The organism is Streptomyces sp. DSM 106670 (assembly GCF_055792845.1).
In genome coordinates, this window is the sequence record NZ_CM147704.1 from 3770239 (window position 1) to 3786564 (window position 16326).

The 16326-nt window shown below is 72.0% G+C and carries 15 protein-coding genes; 9 read left to right on the forward strand and 6 right to left on the reverse strand.

Going from position 1 to position 16326, the window contains the following annotated elements:
• Positions 1-15: 15 nt before the first annotated feature.
• From ACSMXR_RS16725 to ACSMXR_RS16750, 6 genes are all read right to left on the reverse strand, one after another.
• Positions 16-1416, reverse strand: a complete 1401-nt coding sequence (locus ACSMXR_RS16725; RefSeq protein WP_473172227.1) for a S41 family peptidase — start codon at positions 1414-1416, stop codon at positions 16-18.
• A gap of 137 nt (positions 1417-1553) precedes the next feature.
• A complete protein-coding gene (locus ACSMXR_RS16730) occupies positions 1554-2195 on the reverse strand; it encodes an HAD family hydrolase (protein WP_473172228.1) in 642 nt (213 codons plus the stop codon).
• Positions 2192-2977 carry a class I SAM-dependent methyltransferase gene (locus ACSMXR_RS16735; protein WP_473172229.1) on the reverse strand — a complete coding sequence of 262 codons (786 nt, stop codon included), beginning with the start codon at positions 2975-2977 and terminating at the stop codon, positions 2192-2194. Before ACSMXR_RS16735 ends, ACSMXR_RS16730 begins: the two co-directional genes overlap by 4 nt.
• 46 nt (positions 2978-3023) lie before the next feature.
• Positions 3024-3317, reverse strand: a complete 294-nt coding sequence (locus tag ACSMXR_RS16740) for a hypothetical protein (RefSeq protein ID WP_381797298.1) — start codon at positions 3315-3317, stop codon at positions 3024-3026.
• 173 nt (positions 3318-3490) lie between these two features.
• Positions 3491-4168 carry a hypothetical protein gene (locus ACSMXR_RS16745; protein WP_170994738.1) on the reverse strand — a complete coding sequence of 226 codons (678 nt, stop codon included), beginning with the start codon at positions 4166-4168 and terminating at the stop codon, positions 3491-3493.
• Between the two features lie 171 nt (positions 4169-4339).
• Positions 4340-6157 (reverse strand): bifunctional metallophosphatase/5'-nucleotidase, encoded by a 1818-nt coding sequence (locus ACSMXR_RS16750; RefSeq protein WP_137235563.1) that lies wholly within the window; start codon positions 6155-6157, stop codon positions 4340-4342.
• Positions 6158-6396: 239 nt separating this feature from the next.
• On the opposite strand from ACSMXR_RS16750, the gene mshD reads away from it, so the two are divergent.
• From mshD to pstS, 9 genes are all read left to right on the forward strand, one after another.
• Positions 6397-7320 carry a mycothiol synthase gene (mshD, locus tag ACSMXR_RS16755; RefSeq protein ID WP_376184267.1) on the forward strand — a complete coding sequence of 308 codons (924 nt, stop codon included), beginning with the start codon at positions 6397-6399 and terminating at the stop codon, positions 7318-7320.
• A gap of 592 nt (positions 7321-7912) precedes the next feature.
• Positions 7913-8251 (forward strand): MerR family transcriptional regulator, encoded by a 339-nt coding sequence (locus ACSMXR_RS16760; RefSeq protein ID WP_137235561.1) that lies wholly within the window; start codon positions 7913-7915, stop codon positions 8249-8251.
• A gap of 108 nt (positions 8252-8359) precedes the next feature.
• Entirely contained in the window at positions 8360-8779 is a 420-nt protein-coding gene (locus tag ACSMXR_RS16765; protein ID WP_137235560.1) for a GntR family transcriptional regulator, read from the forward strand.
• Positions 8776-9687 carry an ABC transporter ATP-binding protein gene (locus ACSMXR_RS16770; RefSeq protein WP_473172230.1) on the forward strand — a complete coding sequence of 304 codons (912 nt, stop codon included), beginning with the start codon at positions 8776-8778 and terminating at the stop codon, positions 9685-9687. The genes ACSMXR_RS16765 and ACSMXR_RS16770 overlap by 4 nt, the downstream gene beginning before the upstream one ends.
• A complete protein-coding gene (locus tag ACSMXR_RS16775; protein WP_473172231.1) occupies positions 9684-10685 on the forward strand; it encodes an ABC transporter permease in 1002 nt (333 codons plus the stop codon). Before ACSMXR_RS16770 ends, ACSMXR_RS16775 begins: the two co-directional genes overlap by 4 nt.
• A 384-nt stretch (positions 10686-11069) precedes the next feature.
• Positions 11070-13319, forward strand: coding sequence for an RNA degradosome polyphosphate kinase (locus ACSMXR_RS16780; protein WP_030088778.1), 2250 nt, complete (start codon positions 11070-11072; stop codon positions 13317-13319).
• Positions 13306-14439: a CHAD domain-containing protein gene (locus ACSMXR_RS16785; RefSeq protein WP_473172232.1), complete on the forward strand. Its 1134-nt coding sequence runs from the start codon at positions 13306-13308 to the stop codon at positions 14437-14439. The genes ACSMXR_RS16780 and ACSMXR_RS16785 overlap by 14 nt, the downstream gene beginning before the upstream one ends.
• Positions 14436-14903 carry an NUDIX hydrolase gene (locus ACSMXR_RS16790; RefSeq protein ID WP_473172233.1) on the forward strand — a complete coding sequence of 156 codons (468 nt, stop codon included), beginning with the start codon at positions 14436-14438 and terminating at the stop codon, positions 14901-14903. The genes ACSMXR_RS16785 and ACSMXR_RS16790 overlap by 4 nt, the downstream gene beginning before the upstream one ends.
• A 198-nt stretch (positions 14904-15101) precedes the next feature.
• Positions 15102-16238 (forward strand): phosphate ABC transporter substrate-binding protein PstS, encoded by a 1137-nt coding sequence (gene pstS, locus ACSMXR_RS16795; RefSeq protein WP_473172234.1) that lies wholly within the window; start codon positions 15102-15104, stop codon positions 16236-16238.
• The last annotated feature ends 88 nt before the right edge of the window (positions 16239-16326 follow it).

Sequence of the window (16326 nt, forward strand, 5' to 3'; positions counted from 1 at the left end):
GGAGCGCGCGCCGCATCAGCCCTTCCCACCGCCGTAGCCCCTCCACCGCAGGACGCTCACGGCCCGATCGAAGGCCGAGTCCTTCTTCTCCTTGAACTCCTCCTCGGTGAAGACCGGTTCGGTGTGGTGCGGCGGAATGCCGGTGCCGTCGAAGGTGCGGCCCGAGCGGGTCAGGAACTCCTCGTTCGGCAGGAAGGCCGCCATGCCGTTGGGCAGTTCGCGCACCAGGGCGTCCGAGAAGACGCCCTGGGTGGGCTGCCCGATCCGGACCGTCCTGCCGGGCCGGTCCATGAGGGCCTGGGTGAAGGTCTCGCCCGCGCTGAACGTCGAACCGCCGGTCAGCACGGCGACCGGGCCGGTGTGACGGGGGCCCTGGGCGGGGTTGACGTACACGGGTTGGGGGCGCGTGTGCTTCGTGGGGTCGGCCGGGTCGTTGCGGGCCCGCTTGGCGTAGGCGACGTACGGGGTGTCGGTGAGGCGCTCGGCGATGTGGATGCCCAGGGCGTCGGAGCCGCCGCCGTTGATCCGCAGGTCGATGATCAGGCCGTTCAGGCGGCGGGGGCGCTCCTTGCCGAGGGCCGTGTCCAACGCCTGGTCGAGCTGGGCCAGTTGGGCGGCGTACGACGTGTCCTCGCCCGCATACCCACCGAAGCCGGAGATCCGCAGATAGCCCTGACCGCCGGGGAGGTCGGCGTACGTGATCCTTCCGGCGGCGAAGTCCTGGAGGTTCCGGGCGTTCCTGAGGTCGCGCTCCACGATGAACTTCTTTGCCTTGGTGTCCAGTTCGCCGGTGGGCACGGCCGTGCCGGGCCGGACCCGGGCGAAGACGCGGTCGCCGTTCTGGACGGCGACGTGGCCGTCGTGGAGCGGCTCGACCATCTCGCTGAAGACGGTGAACAGTTCGTCCCGGGTCGTCCCGGCGTGGACCTCGGGCCGGTAGCGGTCGCGTACGGCGTGCCAGTCGATGCCCTTGGCGGCGAAGAAGGGGTAGTTCTCCTCGAAGGACTGCCAGAAGACGTCGAAGGCGGCGAGCGGGCCCTCGGGGGCCGGGCGCGTGCAGGCGTCGGGCAGCTTCGCGATCCGGCTCAGCTTCCGGTCGCCGACCGAACCGTCCGCCCGCATGGACGCGCGGTCGCGGCCTCCTTGGGCGCGCACGGTGATGACCGTGCCGTCGGGCAGGGTGTAGGCGCCGAGGCCGGTACGACGTGCGGAGTCGCCCTCGATACAGCTGACAGCGGTGGTCTGGTACTCCTGGAGTCGGCCGTCGCGGATGGAGACCACGGTGCCGTAACCGTCCATCCGCCAGATTCCGTCGACGGCCGGCCGGTGGGGGCTTGCGGTAGCGGTGTCCGTGGCCGGAACGACTCCGCCGGCGAGGGCGGCCAGGGCGACGGCGGTGGCCGTGACAATGCGCACGATCCTGCCTTCTCTGTGGGCGACTTGCTCGGATCACCTCACGGTCCCCGACGCGACGCCCTCCGCCCATCCGGCTGCCCTGACGATCAAGGGTGGGGCCAGCACCAACACCTCGCCCTGCCTCACCTCACCTCACCTCACGAGCCGGCCCCGAACCCGTACCCCGCGAGCAGACTCCGTACGTCCGCCAGTGAGTCCACGCACAGCCCCGCCCGCGCCCGGGCAAGCGCGTCGCCCGTGTGTGTCGTCGTCAGGCCGACGGCGAAGCAGCCCGCGGCCACCGCCGCCCGGACGCCCGCGGGCGCGTCCTCCACGACCAGGCACTCCGACGGGACGACACCGAGCCGGGACGCGGCCAGGGCGAAGCAGTCCGGTGCGGGTTTCGCGTGCTGTACGTCGCTGCCGTAGACCTGTACGGCGGGGAGAGCCAGGCCCGTCGCGGCGAACCTGGCCGCCACGAAGTCCCGGTTGCCGGAGGTCACGATGGCCCACGGGCTTCCGGACAGCGACTCCAGGAGGTCGGGCGCTCCCTCGACCGGCTGGATGCTGCCCGTCTCCCGCTCCAACAGCCGGTCGAGCACCTGCCGTTCGGCTGCCGGGTCCAGCTGGGCGGCCACGTCCCTGACCGTGTCCTCGGGACGCCGCCCGAACGTCAGCTCCCACACCTTCTCCGGGTCCAGCCCCCGCGCCGCCGACCACGCGTCCCAGACCCTGCGGTGCGCGCCCGCCGAGTCCAGCAGGACCCCGTCCACATCGAAGAGCACCGCGGAGATCTTCATGCTGCCTGCTTTCCGGCGCGAGCCACGAGCACCGGCTGGAAGAATCCGGTCTCCTGCGGCATCCGCCACTCGGGGTCGACGAACCCGGCCTCGACGGCGAGCCCGGACAGCCGGTCCCGGCCGAGCGCCCAGTACGTCGTACGGCGCACCTGGACGCGCCATTCCCCTCCGGCCGGCAGGAGTTGGAAGTGCTCCAGGTCGTAGTGCTCGCCGTCCTCGTGCCAGTGCCAGAGCTGAAAGGTGACGATTCGATCGTCGTCGGCGGTGCGACCGGGGTCCGTGTGGACCTGTGGTGGCGTCGAAGCCGGGCGGTCGCGCAGCAGCTCGTCGTAGGGGCGTGTGCTGACCAGCAGCAGGCCGTCGGGACGCAGGACGCGGCGCATCTCGGCGAGAGCGGCGTGCACGTCCTCCTCGGTCAGCAGGTGGGGCAGCGAGTTGTCCGCGCAGACGACCGCGTCGAACCGACCGTCGTGGAACGGGAGGCGGCGCATGTCGGCAGCGGCCGCGCGCAGGCTCAGGTTCCGGCGGGCGGCCTCACGCGCGGCGCGGGCGGCGGCGCGCGGGCTCAGGTCGGTCCCGGTGACCCGGTGTCCGTGCAACGCCAGGCCGACGGCCTGCGTGCCGATGCCGCAGGAGCAGTCGAGCACCGCCGCGCGGTCCTGGCCGATCAGGGCGTCCAGTGCTTCGCCCTGCCGGCGCGTGCTCGCGTCCCAGTCCGCGTAGATCAGGTGGTAGTCGTCGGCCAGTTCGTCGTAGAAGTGCGCCACCGAGGTCACTGACATGGCCCGACCCTAACGAGCGACGGGCGCACGCCCGACGGCGGTACGCCTACGAAGGCGTGGTCCCCGCCCAGCGCTGCTGCTCCCGCACCCGCCGCCTCATGCGTGCGCCGGGGATCGCGAGGGCCAGCAGGACCGGGACCCCGGCGGCGATGCCGACCCAGAGGACGAGTGCGAGATAGCCGTACGCCGCGTTGCGCGTGTCCTGGTCCGCCCGGATGAGGAAGACGATGCTCACCACGAGCGCCACCGCCATGAGGGCCCCCTGGACGATCGCGGCCCAGGTGAGGATGGTCGCCCGGCGCCGGTAGCCGGGGGTGATCTCCGGGTCCCGTGGCTGCACGAACCCCCAAGGCACACCGGGTGCGCCGGGTGCACCGGGCGTATGGGGCCGGTGCGGGGGTGGTGGCGGCTGCTGGTCGGACATGGGCCCAGTTCTACTGTGCGCCGCCCCGAAACACCACCCTCACCGCGAACGAGGCGGCGGCGAGGGGGCGGCGACGAGACGGCGCGCCGTCACTTCTTCAGGGCGTCCCAGTGGTGCGAGCCGAAGCTGCGCACCAGCGAGACCAGCGCCGCCCCGAGCCGCCAGTCCAGGCCCGGTGCGTGCAGATGCAGTTTGTCGCCGCCGGACCGGAACTCCAGCGGCATCTCGCCGCCCGCCCGCCACCTGATGCGCCGGGGAGCGCGCGCGGCGCCGCCCTCGCCGGGGGTGCTGTCGAAGATGGAGACGATGAGGAGCAGCACCATCACGGGCAGGCAGAGCCACCACACGAACCACCACAGGATCCGGCCCTTGTACCCCACCGCGTCGGCCCCGCCGGCCGGGGTCACCGTCCATCGGGTGCGCAGGCCCCTCCCCCGGAACGTCTTCTCGCGCACGATCGTGCCGATGAGCTCCCCGTGCACGCCCAGCACCTGAAACGTCGAGACACCGCCGGTGGCCGACAGCGTCACCACCGTCGCCACCCGGTCCCGGCGGTGCGCGTCGGTCCACAGGGCGAAGGTACGGGCGCCGCTCTTGCGGGCCGCGAGGTAGGCGGGAATGCCGCCGGGCGGCAGTTCGCGCTCCACGTACCCGATGACCTCGGGCAGTCCCGATGCGTCGAGGAGATAGACGAGGTTCTGGACCGAGTCCGACGTGTGGTCCGGGAGCTTTCGCCGGATGCCGCCCATGGTGATGACCTTGCTCATCCGGCCTGCTCCTCGGGACTGGGATGCGGTACGTCCGACGGTCGGCGCCGACCGGCTGCCGACGGCTGCCTACTTTAAGCGTCAACAAGGGCCGGTAAGAAGCATGGCCAGGATGCGAGAAGGGGCGGCGGGCCCGCAGGCCCACCGCCCCGACTTCACCTCGTACGACGGCTACTGGATGACCGTGATCCGGTCCGTCGCCGGCGGGTCCAGCGGGGCGGCGGCCGTCGAGTGGGCCGCCAGGTAGGCGTTGAACAGGTCCAGGTCGGACGCGCCGACCAGCTTGTTCGTGCCCTCGCCGAGGGCCGCGAAGCCGTCACCGCCGCCCGCGAGGAACTCGTTCATCGCGACCCGGTAGGTGCGCGCCGGGTCGATCGCCTCGCCGTTCAGCTCGATGGTGTCGGCGACCACGCGGTCCGCGCCGCTCTTCGTCAGGTCGAGCGTGTAGGTGAGGCCCTTGGAGACCTGGAGGATCTTCGGGCTGGCCTCGTTGCCGCCGCTGACCTGCTGCTGGAGGGCGGTGACCAGCTGGGCGCCGGTCAGGTCGACGACGTTCATCATGTTGGTGAACGGCTGCACGGTGAACGCCTCGCCGTACGTGACGACCCCGTCGCCCTCACTGCCGGACGCCTTGTGGACGAGGTCCGCGCGGATGCCGCCCGGGTTCATGAACGCGACTTCCGCGCCGCCCTTGTCGGCCGGGGCGAGCCCTTCGAGCTGGGCGTCGGCGATGACGTTGCCGAGCGGCTTCTCCGGGGCCGTGGAGCCGCGGCCGTTGATGTCGGCGCTGATCCAGCCCTGCGGCTTGTTGGCGATCGGGGCGGCGAGCTTGTTCCAGCGGTCGATCAGGCGCGTCATGTCGGCGGCCTTGGGCTGGTCCCGGGTCACGACGTGGTTCGCGGACTTCACCGACGTACGGACGATGTCGTTGGTGCGACGGTCGTAGGTGAGCGTGGTGTCCGTGTACAGCTTGCCGAACGACGAGGCCGAGGTGACCATGCGCGGCTTGCCGGACGGGTCCGGGACGGTGCACACGTACGCCTGGTGGGTGTGGCCCGTGACCAGGGCGTCCACCTTCGGCGTGATGCCCTTGGCGATGTCGACGATCGGGCCGGAGATGCCGTCGCCCGCGCCGGGGCTGTCGCAGTCGTAGTTGTACGAGGTGGAGGCCGGGGCCCCGCCCTCGTGGATCAGGGCCACGATGGACTTGACGCCCTTGCGGTCCAGTTCCTTGGCGTACTTGTTGATCGTCTCGACCTCGTCGTGGAACTTGAGGCCCTTGACGCCGTTCGCGGTGACGATGTCCGGCGTGCCCTCCAGGGTCACCCCGATGAAGCCGATCTTGACGCCGTTCTTCTTCCAGACCGTGTACGGCTTCAGCAGCGGCTTGCCGGTCTTCTCCTTGGTCACGTTGGCCGCGAGGTAGGGGAAGTCCGCGCCCTTGAACTTCTTGCCCTTCTCGTAGCAGCCCTCGACCGGGTGACAGCCGCCGTTCTGGAGGCGGGCCAGCTCGGTCGCGCCCTCGTCGAACTCGTGGTTGCCGACCGCCGTGACGTCCAGGTCGAGCTTGTTCAGCGCCTCGATCGTCGGCTCGTCGTGGAAGAGGCCCGACAGCAGCGGGCTCGCGCCGACCATGTCGCCGCCGGCCGCGGTGACGGAGTACGGGTTGCCCTTGCGCGCGGTGCGCAGCGAGGTCGCCAGGTACTCGACGCCACCGGCCGGGATCGCCTCGACCGTGCCGTCCGCGTGCGTCTTGTTGACCGTACCGGCGGAACCGGCCGGCGGCTCCAGGTTGCCGTGCAGGTCGTTGAACGACAGCAACTGCACGTCGACGGTACGGGGCTTGTGGCCGTGCCCATGGCCGTGCCCGTGGCCCCGGTCATGGGCGCCGGCCGGCATCGCGGCGACGAGCGCGCCCACGGTGGCCAGACCGGCTGCGGCGGCGAGCACCCGCCGTGTCGCACGGTTCTTCTGCGGAGTCGCTGACATCGGTCCCCTTGTGAGTCAGAGCTGTCGGTGCTGTCGGTGATTCTGCGGTGTCGGTGGTTCTGTGGTGCCACGACTGGAATGCTGCGTGCCGCAGCCTAGAGTCAACGCGCGTAGCGCAACAGGTGTTCGGGGTTACGGACTGGTTGCCATCCGGCCAAATGGCCTGTCGAAGACACCCGTGCCGCCTACCTGGGACGCATGCCCCCGCCCCTCCTCCCGCTCGCCGTACGCTCGGAGGCATGACGACTGACGCACCCCTCCCCGCTCCCGGACGCGAGATTCAGGCCCTCGACGCACTCGACTCCGCGCAGGCCGACACCGTCCTCGCCCTGCTCGCCGACGCCGCCCGGTCCGACGGCCGGCAGGCGGTGTCCGAGCAGGGCAGACTCCGGATCCGGGGCGGACACCGCGACGGCGTACGGCACTTCCTCCTCACCGTCGACGGAACGCTCGCCGGCTACGCCCAGTTGGAGGACACCGACCCGGTCGAGGCCCCGGCCGCCGAGCTGGTCGTCCACCCCGACCGGCGCGGCAGCGGGCACGGCCGGGCACTCGGCGCGGCCCTCCTCGCCGCGACCGGCAAGCGGCTGCGGGTCTGGGCGCACGGCGGCAGCTCCGCGGCCCGCCACCTGGCCCAGGTCCTCGGCCTCTCCCTCTTCCGCGAGCTGCGCCAGCTGCGGCGGAGCCTGATCCCGCTCGACCTCGCGGAGCCGGTGCTGCCCGAGGGCGTCACCGTACGGACCTTCGAGCCGGGCCGTGACGACGCCGCCTGGCTCGCCGTGAACCGCGCCGCCTTCGCTCACCACCCCGAGCAGGGGTCGCTGACCCAGCAGGACCTGGACGACCGCAAGGCGGAGCCCTGGTTCGACCCGAAGGGCTTCTTCCTGGCCGAGCAGGACGGGGAGATCGTCGGCTTCCACTGGACGAAGGTGCACGCCGAGGAGCAGCTCGGTGAGGTGTACGTCGTCGGGGTGCTGCCCGAGTCCCAGGGCGGCGGCCTCGGCAAGGCGCTGACCTCGATCGGCCTGCACCATCTGGCGGCCCAGGCGCTGCCCACCGCGATGCTCTACGTGGACGCGGACAACACGGCGGCCGTGACGGTGTACGAGCGGATCGGCTTCACCACGCACGAGGTGGATCTGATGTACCGCACCGAGTCCTGAGACCGCCGGGCGTCCGCGGTTCGACCGGCTGTCCGCCGGTCGCTACAGCTTCCGGAGTTCGGGCACCGCAGAAGTACCGCACCCGGCTACAGAGAAAATCTATCGTGGCGACGGTAGACATCCGGTGCCCGGTGGGGTTAGCGTTTTCCTCGTAGCCGGAAGACAAGAGGGCACGGCAGACACGAACTGCCGCGCATGCAGGTCAGAGCAGTACAGAGCAGTGAGCGGAACGGCAGTGGAGCGAGGGAGCCGGAAACGGTGGGTTCCCCCACTGACTGCCGGGCCGGGCGGCCCCAGGGGCCGCGTGCAACACCGCAGTACCCGCAGTACCGAAACACTGAACCGCACGAGGTAAGGAGCAGACGCCATCAGGATCGCCTGAGCGAGGAAGTATCCGCTCGGGTACCGCAGGCCCCGGAACGGAAGGTGGTCCCCGGTCAAGCATCCACGATCCCCGCTTCCCCGCCCTACCGGGCGGACCGGCGGAACAGATGAGCCGGCACAGTCGGCCGGCAGATGGTGTTGAAAGCTCGGGGCCCGGGCGCCGCAAGGCGCTCGGGCCCCCCGACGTGTCCCCGAAAGAAGAGGTGCTATGCCCCCTAGCAGTACCCGCCCCACCAACAAGCTCGACGATGACGACTATCCCGCCTACACCATGGGCCGGGCGGCCGAGATGCTCGGCACCTCCCCCGCCTTCCTCCGCGCGCTCGGCGAGAACCGCCTGATCACCCCGCTGCGCTCCGACGGAGGCCACCGCCGTTACTCCCGCTACCAGCTGCGCATCGCCGCCCGCGCCCGAGAACTGGTCGACCAGGGCACGAAGATCGAGGATGCCTGCCGCATCGTCATCCTCGAGGACCAGCTGGAAGAGGCACAGCGCATCAACGAGGAGCTGCGCGCCGAGCGCGCGACGACCTCACCGAACACCTGACCGACCTGATCGCACCACCCGAACGCCCCGTGGGGCGGCGTCGCTTGACGCCGCCCCACTTTTGCACCACCCTTTCACTACTCAATTAGTGAAAGGGTGGTGCAGCGCATGACGGCCGAGTCCGCAGCTGTCGAGTTCCGCATCGACCGGCGCAGCGGCGTCGCCACCTACCTCCAGATCGTCCAGCAGACGAAGCAGGCGCTGCGCCTGGGCGTTCTCGAACCGGGCGACCGGCTGCCGACCGCCCGCGAGGTCGTGGAGGCCACCGCGATCAACCCGAACACGGTCCTCAAGGCGTACCGGGAGCTGGAGCGCGAAGGTCTCGTCGAGGCCCGCCGCGGGCTCGGCACCTTCGTCCGCCGGACGCTGGGCGGCGCGTCCGAGGCATCCGCCGCCGACGCGCCGCTGCGCACCGAACTCGCCGACTGGGCCCGCCGGGCCCGGGCGGCCGGGCTGGAGAAGGACGACGTCAGCGCGCTCTTCACGGCCGTACTGGACAGCACGTACAAGGGGGACGAGGAACGATGACCGGCGTCGCGATCGAGGCACACGGCCTCGGAAGGACCTACGGGCGCAGGGGTGGCGGCCATCGCGCCCTGCACGACTGCTCGTTCCGGCTGCCCGCGGGACGCGTCTGCGCCCTGGTCGGGCCCAACGGCGCGGGCAAGTCGACCCTGCTGAACCTGGCGGCCGGTCTTGACCGGCCCAGCGCCGGGTCGCTCACCGTTCTCGGCTCCACCGCCCCCGGCGACGTACGCGACCGCATCGCCTTCGTCTCCCAGGACAAGCCGCTGTACCCGCAGCTCACCGTCGCCGACACGCTGTGGGCCGGGGCCGAGCTGAACCCCGGGCGCTGGGACCGCGCCACCGCCGGCCGGATCGCCGGACCGCTGGAGCGCGGGGCCCGCGTCCGTACCCTCTCCGGCGGGCAGCGCACCCGGCTCGCGCTGGCCCTCGCGCTCGGCAAGCGGCCCGAACTGATGCTGCTGGACGAGCCGATGGCCGACCTCGACCCCCTCGCCCGGCACGAGCTGATGGGCGTCCTGATGGCCGAGACCGCCGAGCACGGCACCACCATCGTGATGTCCTCGCACATCCTCACCGAGCTGGAGGGCGCCTGCGACTACCTCCTGCTCGTCGACGGCGGGCGCATCCGGCTCGGCGGCGAGGCCGAGGACATCGTCTCCGCCCACGCCCTGCTCACCGGCCGGGCCCAGGACCTTTCCCCGCACACCGTCGTCGAATCCCGTACGACGGGGCGTCAACTCACCGCGCTCGTCAGAAAGGAGGGCCCCGTGGACACCGCCGCCTGGGCCGTCACCCAGCCCTCCCTGGAGGAGCTGCTGCTCGCCCACCTCCGCGCCCCGGACGCCCCACCGCTGCTGACGCCGAGCGCGTCGGCGGCCGGGACGCGTGCGGAGGCGGTGTCCGCATGAGCACGCTCACCCGCCCGAAGACCGACGCCGTCACCACGGCCCCGGTCACCCTGCGCGGGTCCGCCCGCGTCCTGCTCCGCATGCACCGCAAGGCCCTCTGGGCGGCGGGCGCGCTGCTGGTCCTCGGCATCGGCATCGTCGTCGCGCTCCGCGTCTGGATGGCCTCCGCGAAGGAGCTGTGCGCCGACGGCGACATCACCCCGTGCGGCGGCCCCGTCTACCAGCCCAGCTACGCCCGTACGTCCTCCGAGCTCTTCCTGTCCGACGGCGGCACGGTGCTGCTTCTGCTGGCCGGGCTCATCGGCGTCTTCGTCGCGGGCCCGCTGATCGCCCGCGAACTGGAGAGCGGCACCTTCCGCCTGGCCTGGGCGCAGTCGGTCTCCCCCGCCCACTGGCTCGCCGCCCGGCTGGCCGTGCCCGCCGCGCTGGCGGTCATCGGCCTGACGGTCCTGATCGCCGTCTACCGCTGGGGGCTCTGGGCGCTCCGCGGCTACCCGTACTCCCATCTGACCCCCTGGTACGCGCCCGGCATCTTCCCCGGCACCGGCCCCGCCCTCCTCGGCTTCGCGCTGCTGGCGGTGGCGGTGGGCGCGCTGTGCGCGGTGCTCGTCCGCCGCACCGTGCTGTCCATGTCCGTCGCCGCCGTCGTCCTCGCAATGGTGGGCCTCGGCCTGGGCAAGCGCCGTTACGAGCTGTGGCCGCACGTCCTCCGTCAGGGCGAGGGCCCTCTGTCGCTCCGGTACGGCGACTGGCATCTGGATTCCGGCATGCTCACGGCGTCGGGCCGGAAGCTGTACTGGCGGGACTGCTTCGGCACCGACATGGCGGGGAGCGCCGAGGCCTGTATGCGCGCCCGGGGCGGGGTCCTCCACTTCACCGAGGTCCACCCCGCCTCCCACTACTGGCCCCTCCAGCTCGTCGAGACCGGCATCCTCCTCGCCCTCGCCGCCCTCGCCGTGTTCGCCGCCTTCCGGGTCCTGCGCCGCCTGCACGGCTGAGCGGCCGACTCCGGCTCAAGCCGTCGTCCGGGCCCCACGAGGGGTGGGCCCGGACGACGAACACGTACGCGCGCCCCCAGGGTGACCCGGGCGCGACGGCCACGCACAGTGACCGCGAGGCCCACCCGCAGGCACACCGCTTCCTGTACGTCATGTCGCCGTTACCGGCCATTCAGACGCCCTTGCGACCCTCACGGAATGCAGCCAGCTGTGCCCGCCCCCCGCCGCAACGGGAGAGCCCGGGGGAACGCCTCCACAGGCTCTCCGGGCTCCCCGGGTTCCCCCGCCGGCTCCCCCCGTCGTGACCCGGGGTTTCCCGGGCCTTCCGCGATCTTTCCCGGCTCCGACGCGCCCGCGGAGCCCTCCACGCGGAACAATGGGCCCATGAGCCAGCAGCCCAGCTCCGAGGTCCCGGTCCAGCCCGCCGCCCAGCCGTCCGTCGGCTCGCTCGCCGCGCACCGGCCGCACGCCACCTCCGCCTCGCGCGGGGTCGGCTTCTCCACCGCGGCCGATCTGGATCCCGACCTCGACGCCGACGCGGACGCCTACGAGCCCGACCGGGACGGCGACGAGCTGCCCCAGGGCCGCTTCCTGGACCGCGAACGCAGCTGGCTCGCGTTCAACGAACGCGTGCTGGAACTGGCCGAGGACCCGGCCACACCCGTCCTGGAGCGGGCCAACTTCCTCGCCATCTTCGCCTCGAACCTCGACGAGTTCTTCATGGTCCGGGTGGCCGGTCTCAAGCGCCGTATCGCCACCGGCGTCGCCACCCGCTCCGCCTCCGGCCTCCAGCCCCGCGAGGTCCTCGACCTCATCTGGACCCGCTCGCGCGAGCTCATGGCCCGGCACGCCGCCTGCTTCCAGCAGGACATCGCCCCGGACCTGTCCGACGAGGGCATCCAGCTGATCCGCTGGCCGGACCTGACCGAGAAGGAGCAGGCCCGCCTGTTCACCTTCTTCCGGCAGCGCGTCTTCCCGGTCCTGACCCCGCTGGCCGTCGACCCCGCGCACCCCTTCCCGTACATCTCCGGGCTCTCGCTCAACCTCGCCGTCGTCGTCCGCAACCCGGTCAGCGGCCACCGCCACTTCGCCCGGGTCAAGGTCCCTCCGCTGCTGACCCGCTTCCTGGAGGCCTCGCCCCAGCGGTACGTGCCCATCGAGGACGTCATCGCGGCCCACCTGGAGGAGCTGTTCCCGGGCATGGAGGTGCTGGCGCACCACATGTTCCGGGTCACCAGGAACGAGGACCTGGAGGTCGAGGAGGACGACGCGGAGAACCTGCTCCAGGCGCTGGAGAAGGAGCTCATGCGCCGCCGGTTCGGTCCGCCGGTCCGGCTGGAGGTCGAGGAGTCCATCGACCCGTACGTCCTGGACCTGCTGGTCCGCGAGCTGAAGGTGTCCGACGCGGAGGTCTACCCGCTGCCCGGCCCGCTCGACCTGACCGGTCTCTTCGCCATCGCCTCGCTGGACCGGCCGGAGCTGAAGTTCCCGAAGTTCATCGCGGGCACCCACCGGGACCTGGCCGAGGTGGAGTCCGCCTCCGCGCCCGACATCTTCGCCGCCCTGCGCGAACGCGACGTGCTGCTCCACCACCCGTACGACTCGTTCTCCACCTCCGTCCAGGCGTTCCTGGAGCAGGCGGCGGGCGACCCGGACGTGCTGGCCATCAAGCAGACGCTGTACCGCACCTCCGGCGACTCCCCGATAGTGGACGCCCTGATCGACGCGGCCGAGTCCGGCAAGCAGGTCCTCGTCCTCGTCGAGATCAAGGCCCGCTTCGACGAGCAGGCCAACATCAAGTGGGCCCGCAAGCTGGAGGAGGCGGGCTGCCATGTGGTGTACGGCCTCGTCGGGCTGAAGACCCACTGCAAGCTCTCCCTCGTCGTCCGCCAGGAGGGCGACACCCTGCGCCGCTACTCCCACGTCGGCACCGGCAACTACCACCCCAAGACGGCCCGGCTGTACGAGGACCTCGGCCTGCTCACGGCGGACCCGCAGGTCGGGGCGGACCTCTCCGACCTGTTCAACCGGCTCTCCGGCTACTCCCGCCGCGAGACCTACCGCCGCCTCCTGGTCGCCCCGAAGTCCCTGCGCGACGGGCTGATCGCCCGGATCAACAAGGAGATCGCCCACCACCGCGCGGGCCGCCCCGCCTACGTCCGGTTCAAGGTCAACTCGATGGTCGACGAAGCGATCATCGACGCCTGCTACCGGGCCGCCCAGGCGGGCGTCCCCGTCGACATCTGGGTGCGCGGGATCTGCGCGATCCGCCCCGGGGTCGCCGGGCTCTCCGAGAACATCCGGGTCCGCTCCATACTCGGCCGCTTCCTCGAACACTCCCGGGTCTTCTCCTTCGGCAACGGCGGCGAGCCCGAGGTGTGGTTCGGCAGCGCCGACATGATGCACCGCAACCTCGACCGCCGGATCGAAGCCCTGGTCCGGGTCACCGACCCCGCCCACCGCGCCGCACTCAGCCGACTCCTGGAGACCGGTATGGCCGACACCACCTCCTCCTGGCACCTGGGCCCCGACGGGAACTGGACCCGGCACGCCACGGACGCGGACGGCCAGCCGCTGCGGCACGTCCAGGAAATGCTCATCGACGCCCGGAGGCGCAGGCGTGCGACGCCCTGACCAGCAGACGACGACCCGGCCGACCACGGGTCCCGCCCCGTCCCCCGGCACGAGCGCGGACACTCCGGCCGGCGATGCCACGGGACCGGAAAGCCTCCCCGCCGGAACCGGGCCCGCCGCATCCCGCGCCGCCGAAGGCCGCCCCGACGGGGACCTGACCACGGAGGCGGTCCTCGCGCCCTACCTCCGCGCGCAGGCCGCGGACTTCCTGCGCAGCCTGCGCCTGCACCACGAGCACAGCGCCCCAGCGGAATCCGGCGGCCAGGACGCCGCGGCCGCCACCCGCGCCCTGCGCCGCGCGGCCCGCCGGATCAGCGGCTCCCTGCACACCTTCCGGGCCGCGCTCGACCCGCTCTGGGCCGACCAGCTCCGCACCGAGCTGACCTGGCTCTCCGGCATCCTCGCCCGCGAACACGCCTACGCGAACCGCCTCACCCGGCTCGTCGAGGCCCTCCACCAGCTCTCCGGCCCGGCCCTCCCCGCCGCCCGGGGGGCCAGGGCCGCCGGGGAGGGCGCGGCCTCCGACGCCCAGGGCCGCGCCGCCCTCGGGGTCGGCGCCGCACGGGCCGGGGCGCTGCTGGAACGCCGCCTCACCCTCGCCCGGACCCGGTCGCACTCCGCGGCCCTCCAGGCGCTCGGCTCCTCCCGCTTCCACGCGGTCGCCGACGCCGTCGCGCTCCTGGCCTCCGACGTCCCGCTGGCCCCCGGCCCGGCGGGCCTGACCGCCGAGGCCCTCCTGGAGCCCGCCGAACGCGCCGAGCAACGCCTCCTCGCCGCGGTGGCCGCCCTCCCGCCCGAGGACTCCGAGCCGTACAACGAGGCGCAGGACGCGGCGTGGCACCAGGCCCGGCTGCTGCTGCGGCTGCACCGGTACGCCCACGAGGTCGTCCTCGGCGCCGCCGACCCGGCCCTGGCCTCCCCGGTCCACGCCCTCGACCTGCACCGGGACGCCGTGGAGGCGGCCGGGGCGGCGGCCGCGGCCGCCCGCACCCCCCGGATCGCCCCGGCCACGGCGTACGCGCTGGGCGTGCTCCACGCGGACCAGCGCCACGAGGTGGAGGCGGCGCGGGCGGTGTTCCGGGAGAGCTGGCCGTACGCCACGGTCCTGAGCGCCCCATGAGCGGGAAGCCCCTGGGCGGCGGGCCCGCGAAGCACCGCACCGGCACCGGCCCGGTTCTGGCGGCGGGCTGCGTGCTGTGGCGGCGCGCCCCGGGCGGGGACGGGGAAGCGGGCGGGGTGGAGGTCTGTCTGGTCCACCGGCCCCGCTACGACGACTGGTCCTTCCCGAAGGGCAAGCTGAAGCGCGGCGAGGACCCGCTGGCCGCCGCCGTACGGGAGGTGCTGGAGGAGACCGGCCACCACTGCGCCCCCGGGGACCGGCTGCCGACCTCCCGCTACCCGGTGGACGGCCGGCCGAAGGAGGTCGCCTACTGGGCGGCCGAGGCGACGGGCGGCTCGTTCACCGCCAACGACGAGGTGGACCGCATCCTCTGGCTGGCCCCCGACGCCGCCCGCGTACGCCTCACCCAGCCCCGCGACGTCCAGCAGCTGACCGCGCTCCTGGACGTCCTGTCCGCGTCCTGATCCGTGCCTCCGGCCGGGCGCGCACCCGCCTGCCGGACACGGTTCACCTGCCGTTCACCCTCCCCCGTAGGCGGCTTCACCTGTTCTGCCTAATTTCGGACGTACAAGGTGCGCGGCGGCAAGCCACAGCACCCCTCCTCATCGCACGCCGTCGTAGAACGAACTGACCACGGCGGCTCCTGGAAGGAACACCCGAAAGTGAAGCTTCAGCGCAAGAACCGGCTTCGTGCCACCGCGCTCGGTGCCCTCGCCGTCTCCGGCGCCCTGGTCCTCACGGCGTGCGGTTCGGACGACAACACGGGCGGCGGCACCGCCGGCGCCGGCGAGAAGACGACCGCGGCGTCGGACGTCGACTGCGGCAAGGCCAAGGGCCAGCTGCGCGCCTCCGGCTCCAGCGCTCAGAAGAACGCCATGGACCTCTGGGTCAAGAACTACATGGCCGCCTGCTCCGGTGTGGAGATCAACTACAACTCCTCCTCCTCCGGCGAGGGCATCGTCGCCTTCAACCAGGGCACCGTCGGCTTCGCCGGTTCCGACTCGGCGCTGAAGCCCGAAGAGGTCGCCGACTCCAAGAAGATGTGCAAGACCGGCCAGGGCATCAACCTCCCGATGGTCGGCGGCCCGGTCGCGATCGGCTTCAAGCTGGAGGGTGTCGACAAGCTCACGCTGGACGCCCCGACCCTCGCCAAGATCTTCGACACGAAGATCAAGAAGTGGAACGACCCGGCGATCGCCAAGCTGAACGACGGCGTCGACCTCCCGGACAAGGCGATCCAGCCCTTCCACCGCTCCGAGGACTCCGGCACCACGCAGAACCTCGGCAAGTACCTCTCCGCCGCGGCTCCGGAGGACTGGAAGTACGAGGCCGAGAAGAAGTGGCCGGCCCCCGGTGGCCAGGCCGCCTCCGGCTCCTCCGGCGTCGCCTCCCAGGTCAAGGCCGTCGACGGTTCGATCGGCTACTTCGAGCTCTCCTACGCCAAGTCCCAGCAGATCCCCACGGTGGACATCAACACCGGCGGCTCCGCCCCGGTCCAGGCCACCTCGGAGAACGCCTCCAAGGCCATCGCCGCCGCCAAGATCAAGGGCACCGGCAAGGACCTGGCGCTCGACCTCGACTACACCACCAAGGCCGAGGGCGCCTACCCGCTGGTCCTGGTCACGTACGAGGTCGTCTGCGACAGCGGCAACAAGCCCGAGACGCTCGACACGGTCAAGTCCTTCCTCTCCTACGCCGCCTCCGACGACGGCCAGAAGATCCTGACCGACGCCGGCTACGCCCCGATCCCGGCCGAGATCAACTCCAAGGTCCGCGAGACCATCGGCTCCCTCTCGTAACACCCACGGGGCGGCCGGGTCCACCCGGACCCGGCCGCCCCACCGGCGTAACCCGCCCCTCTCTCCATCCGGTGCACCGCCGCCAGGG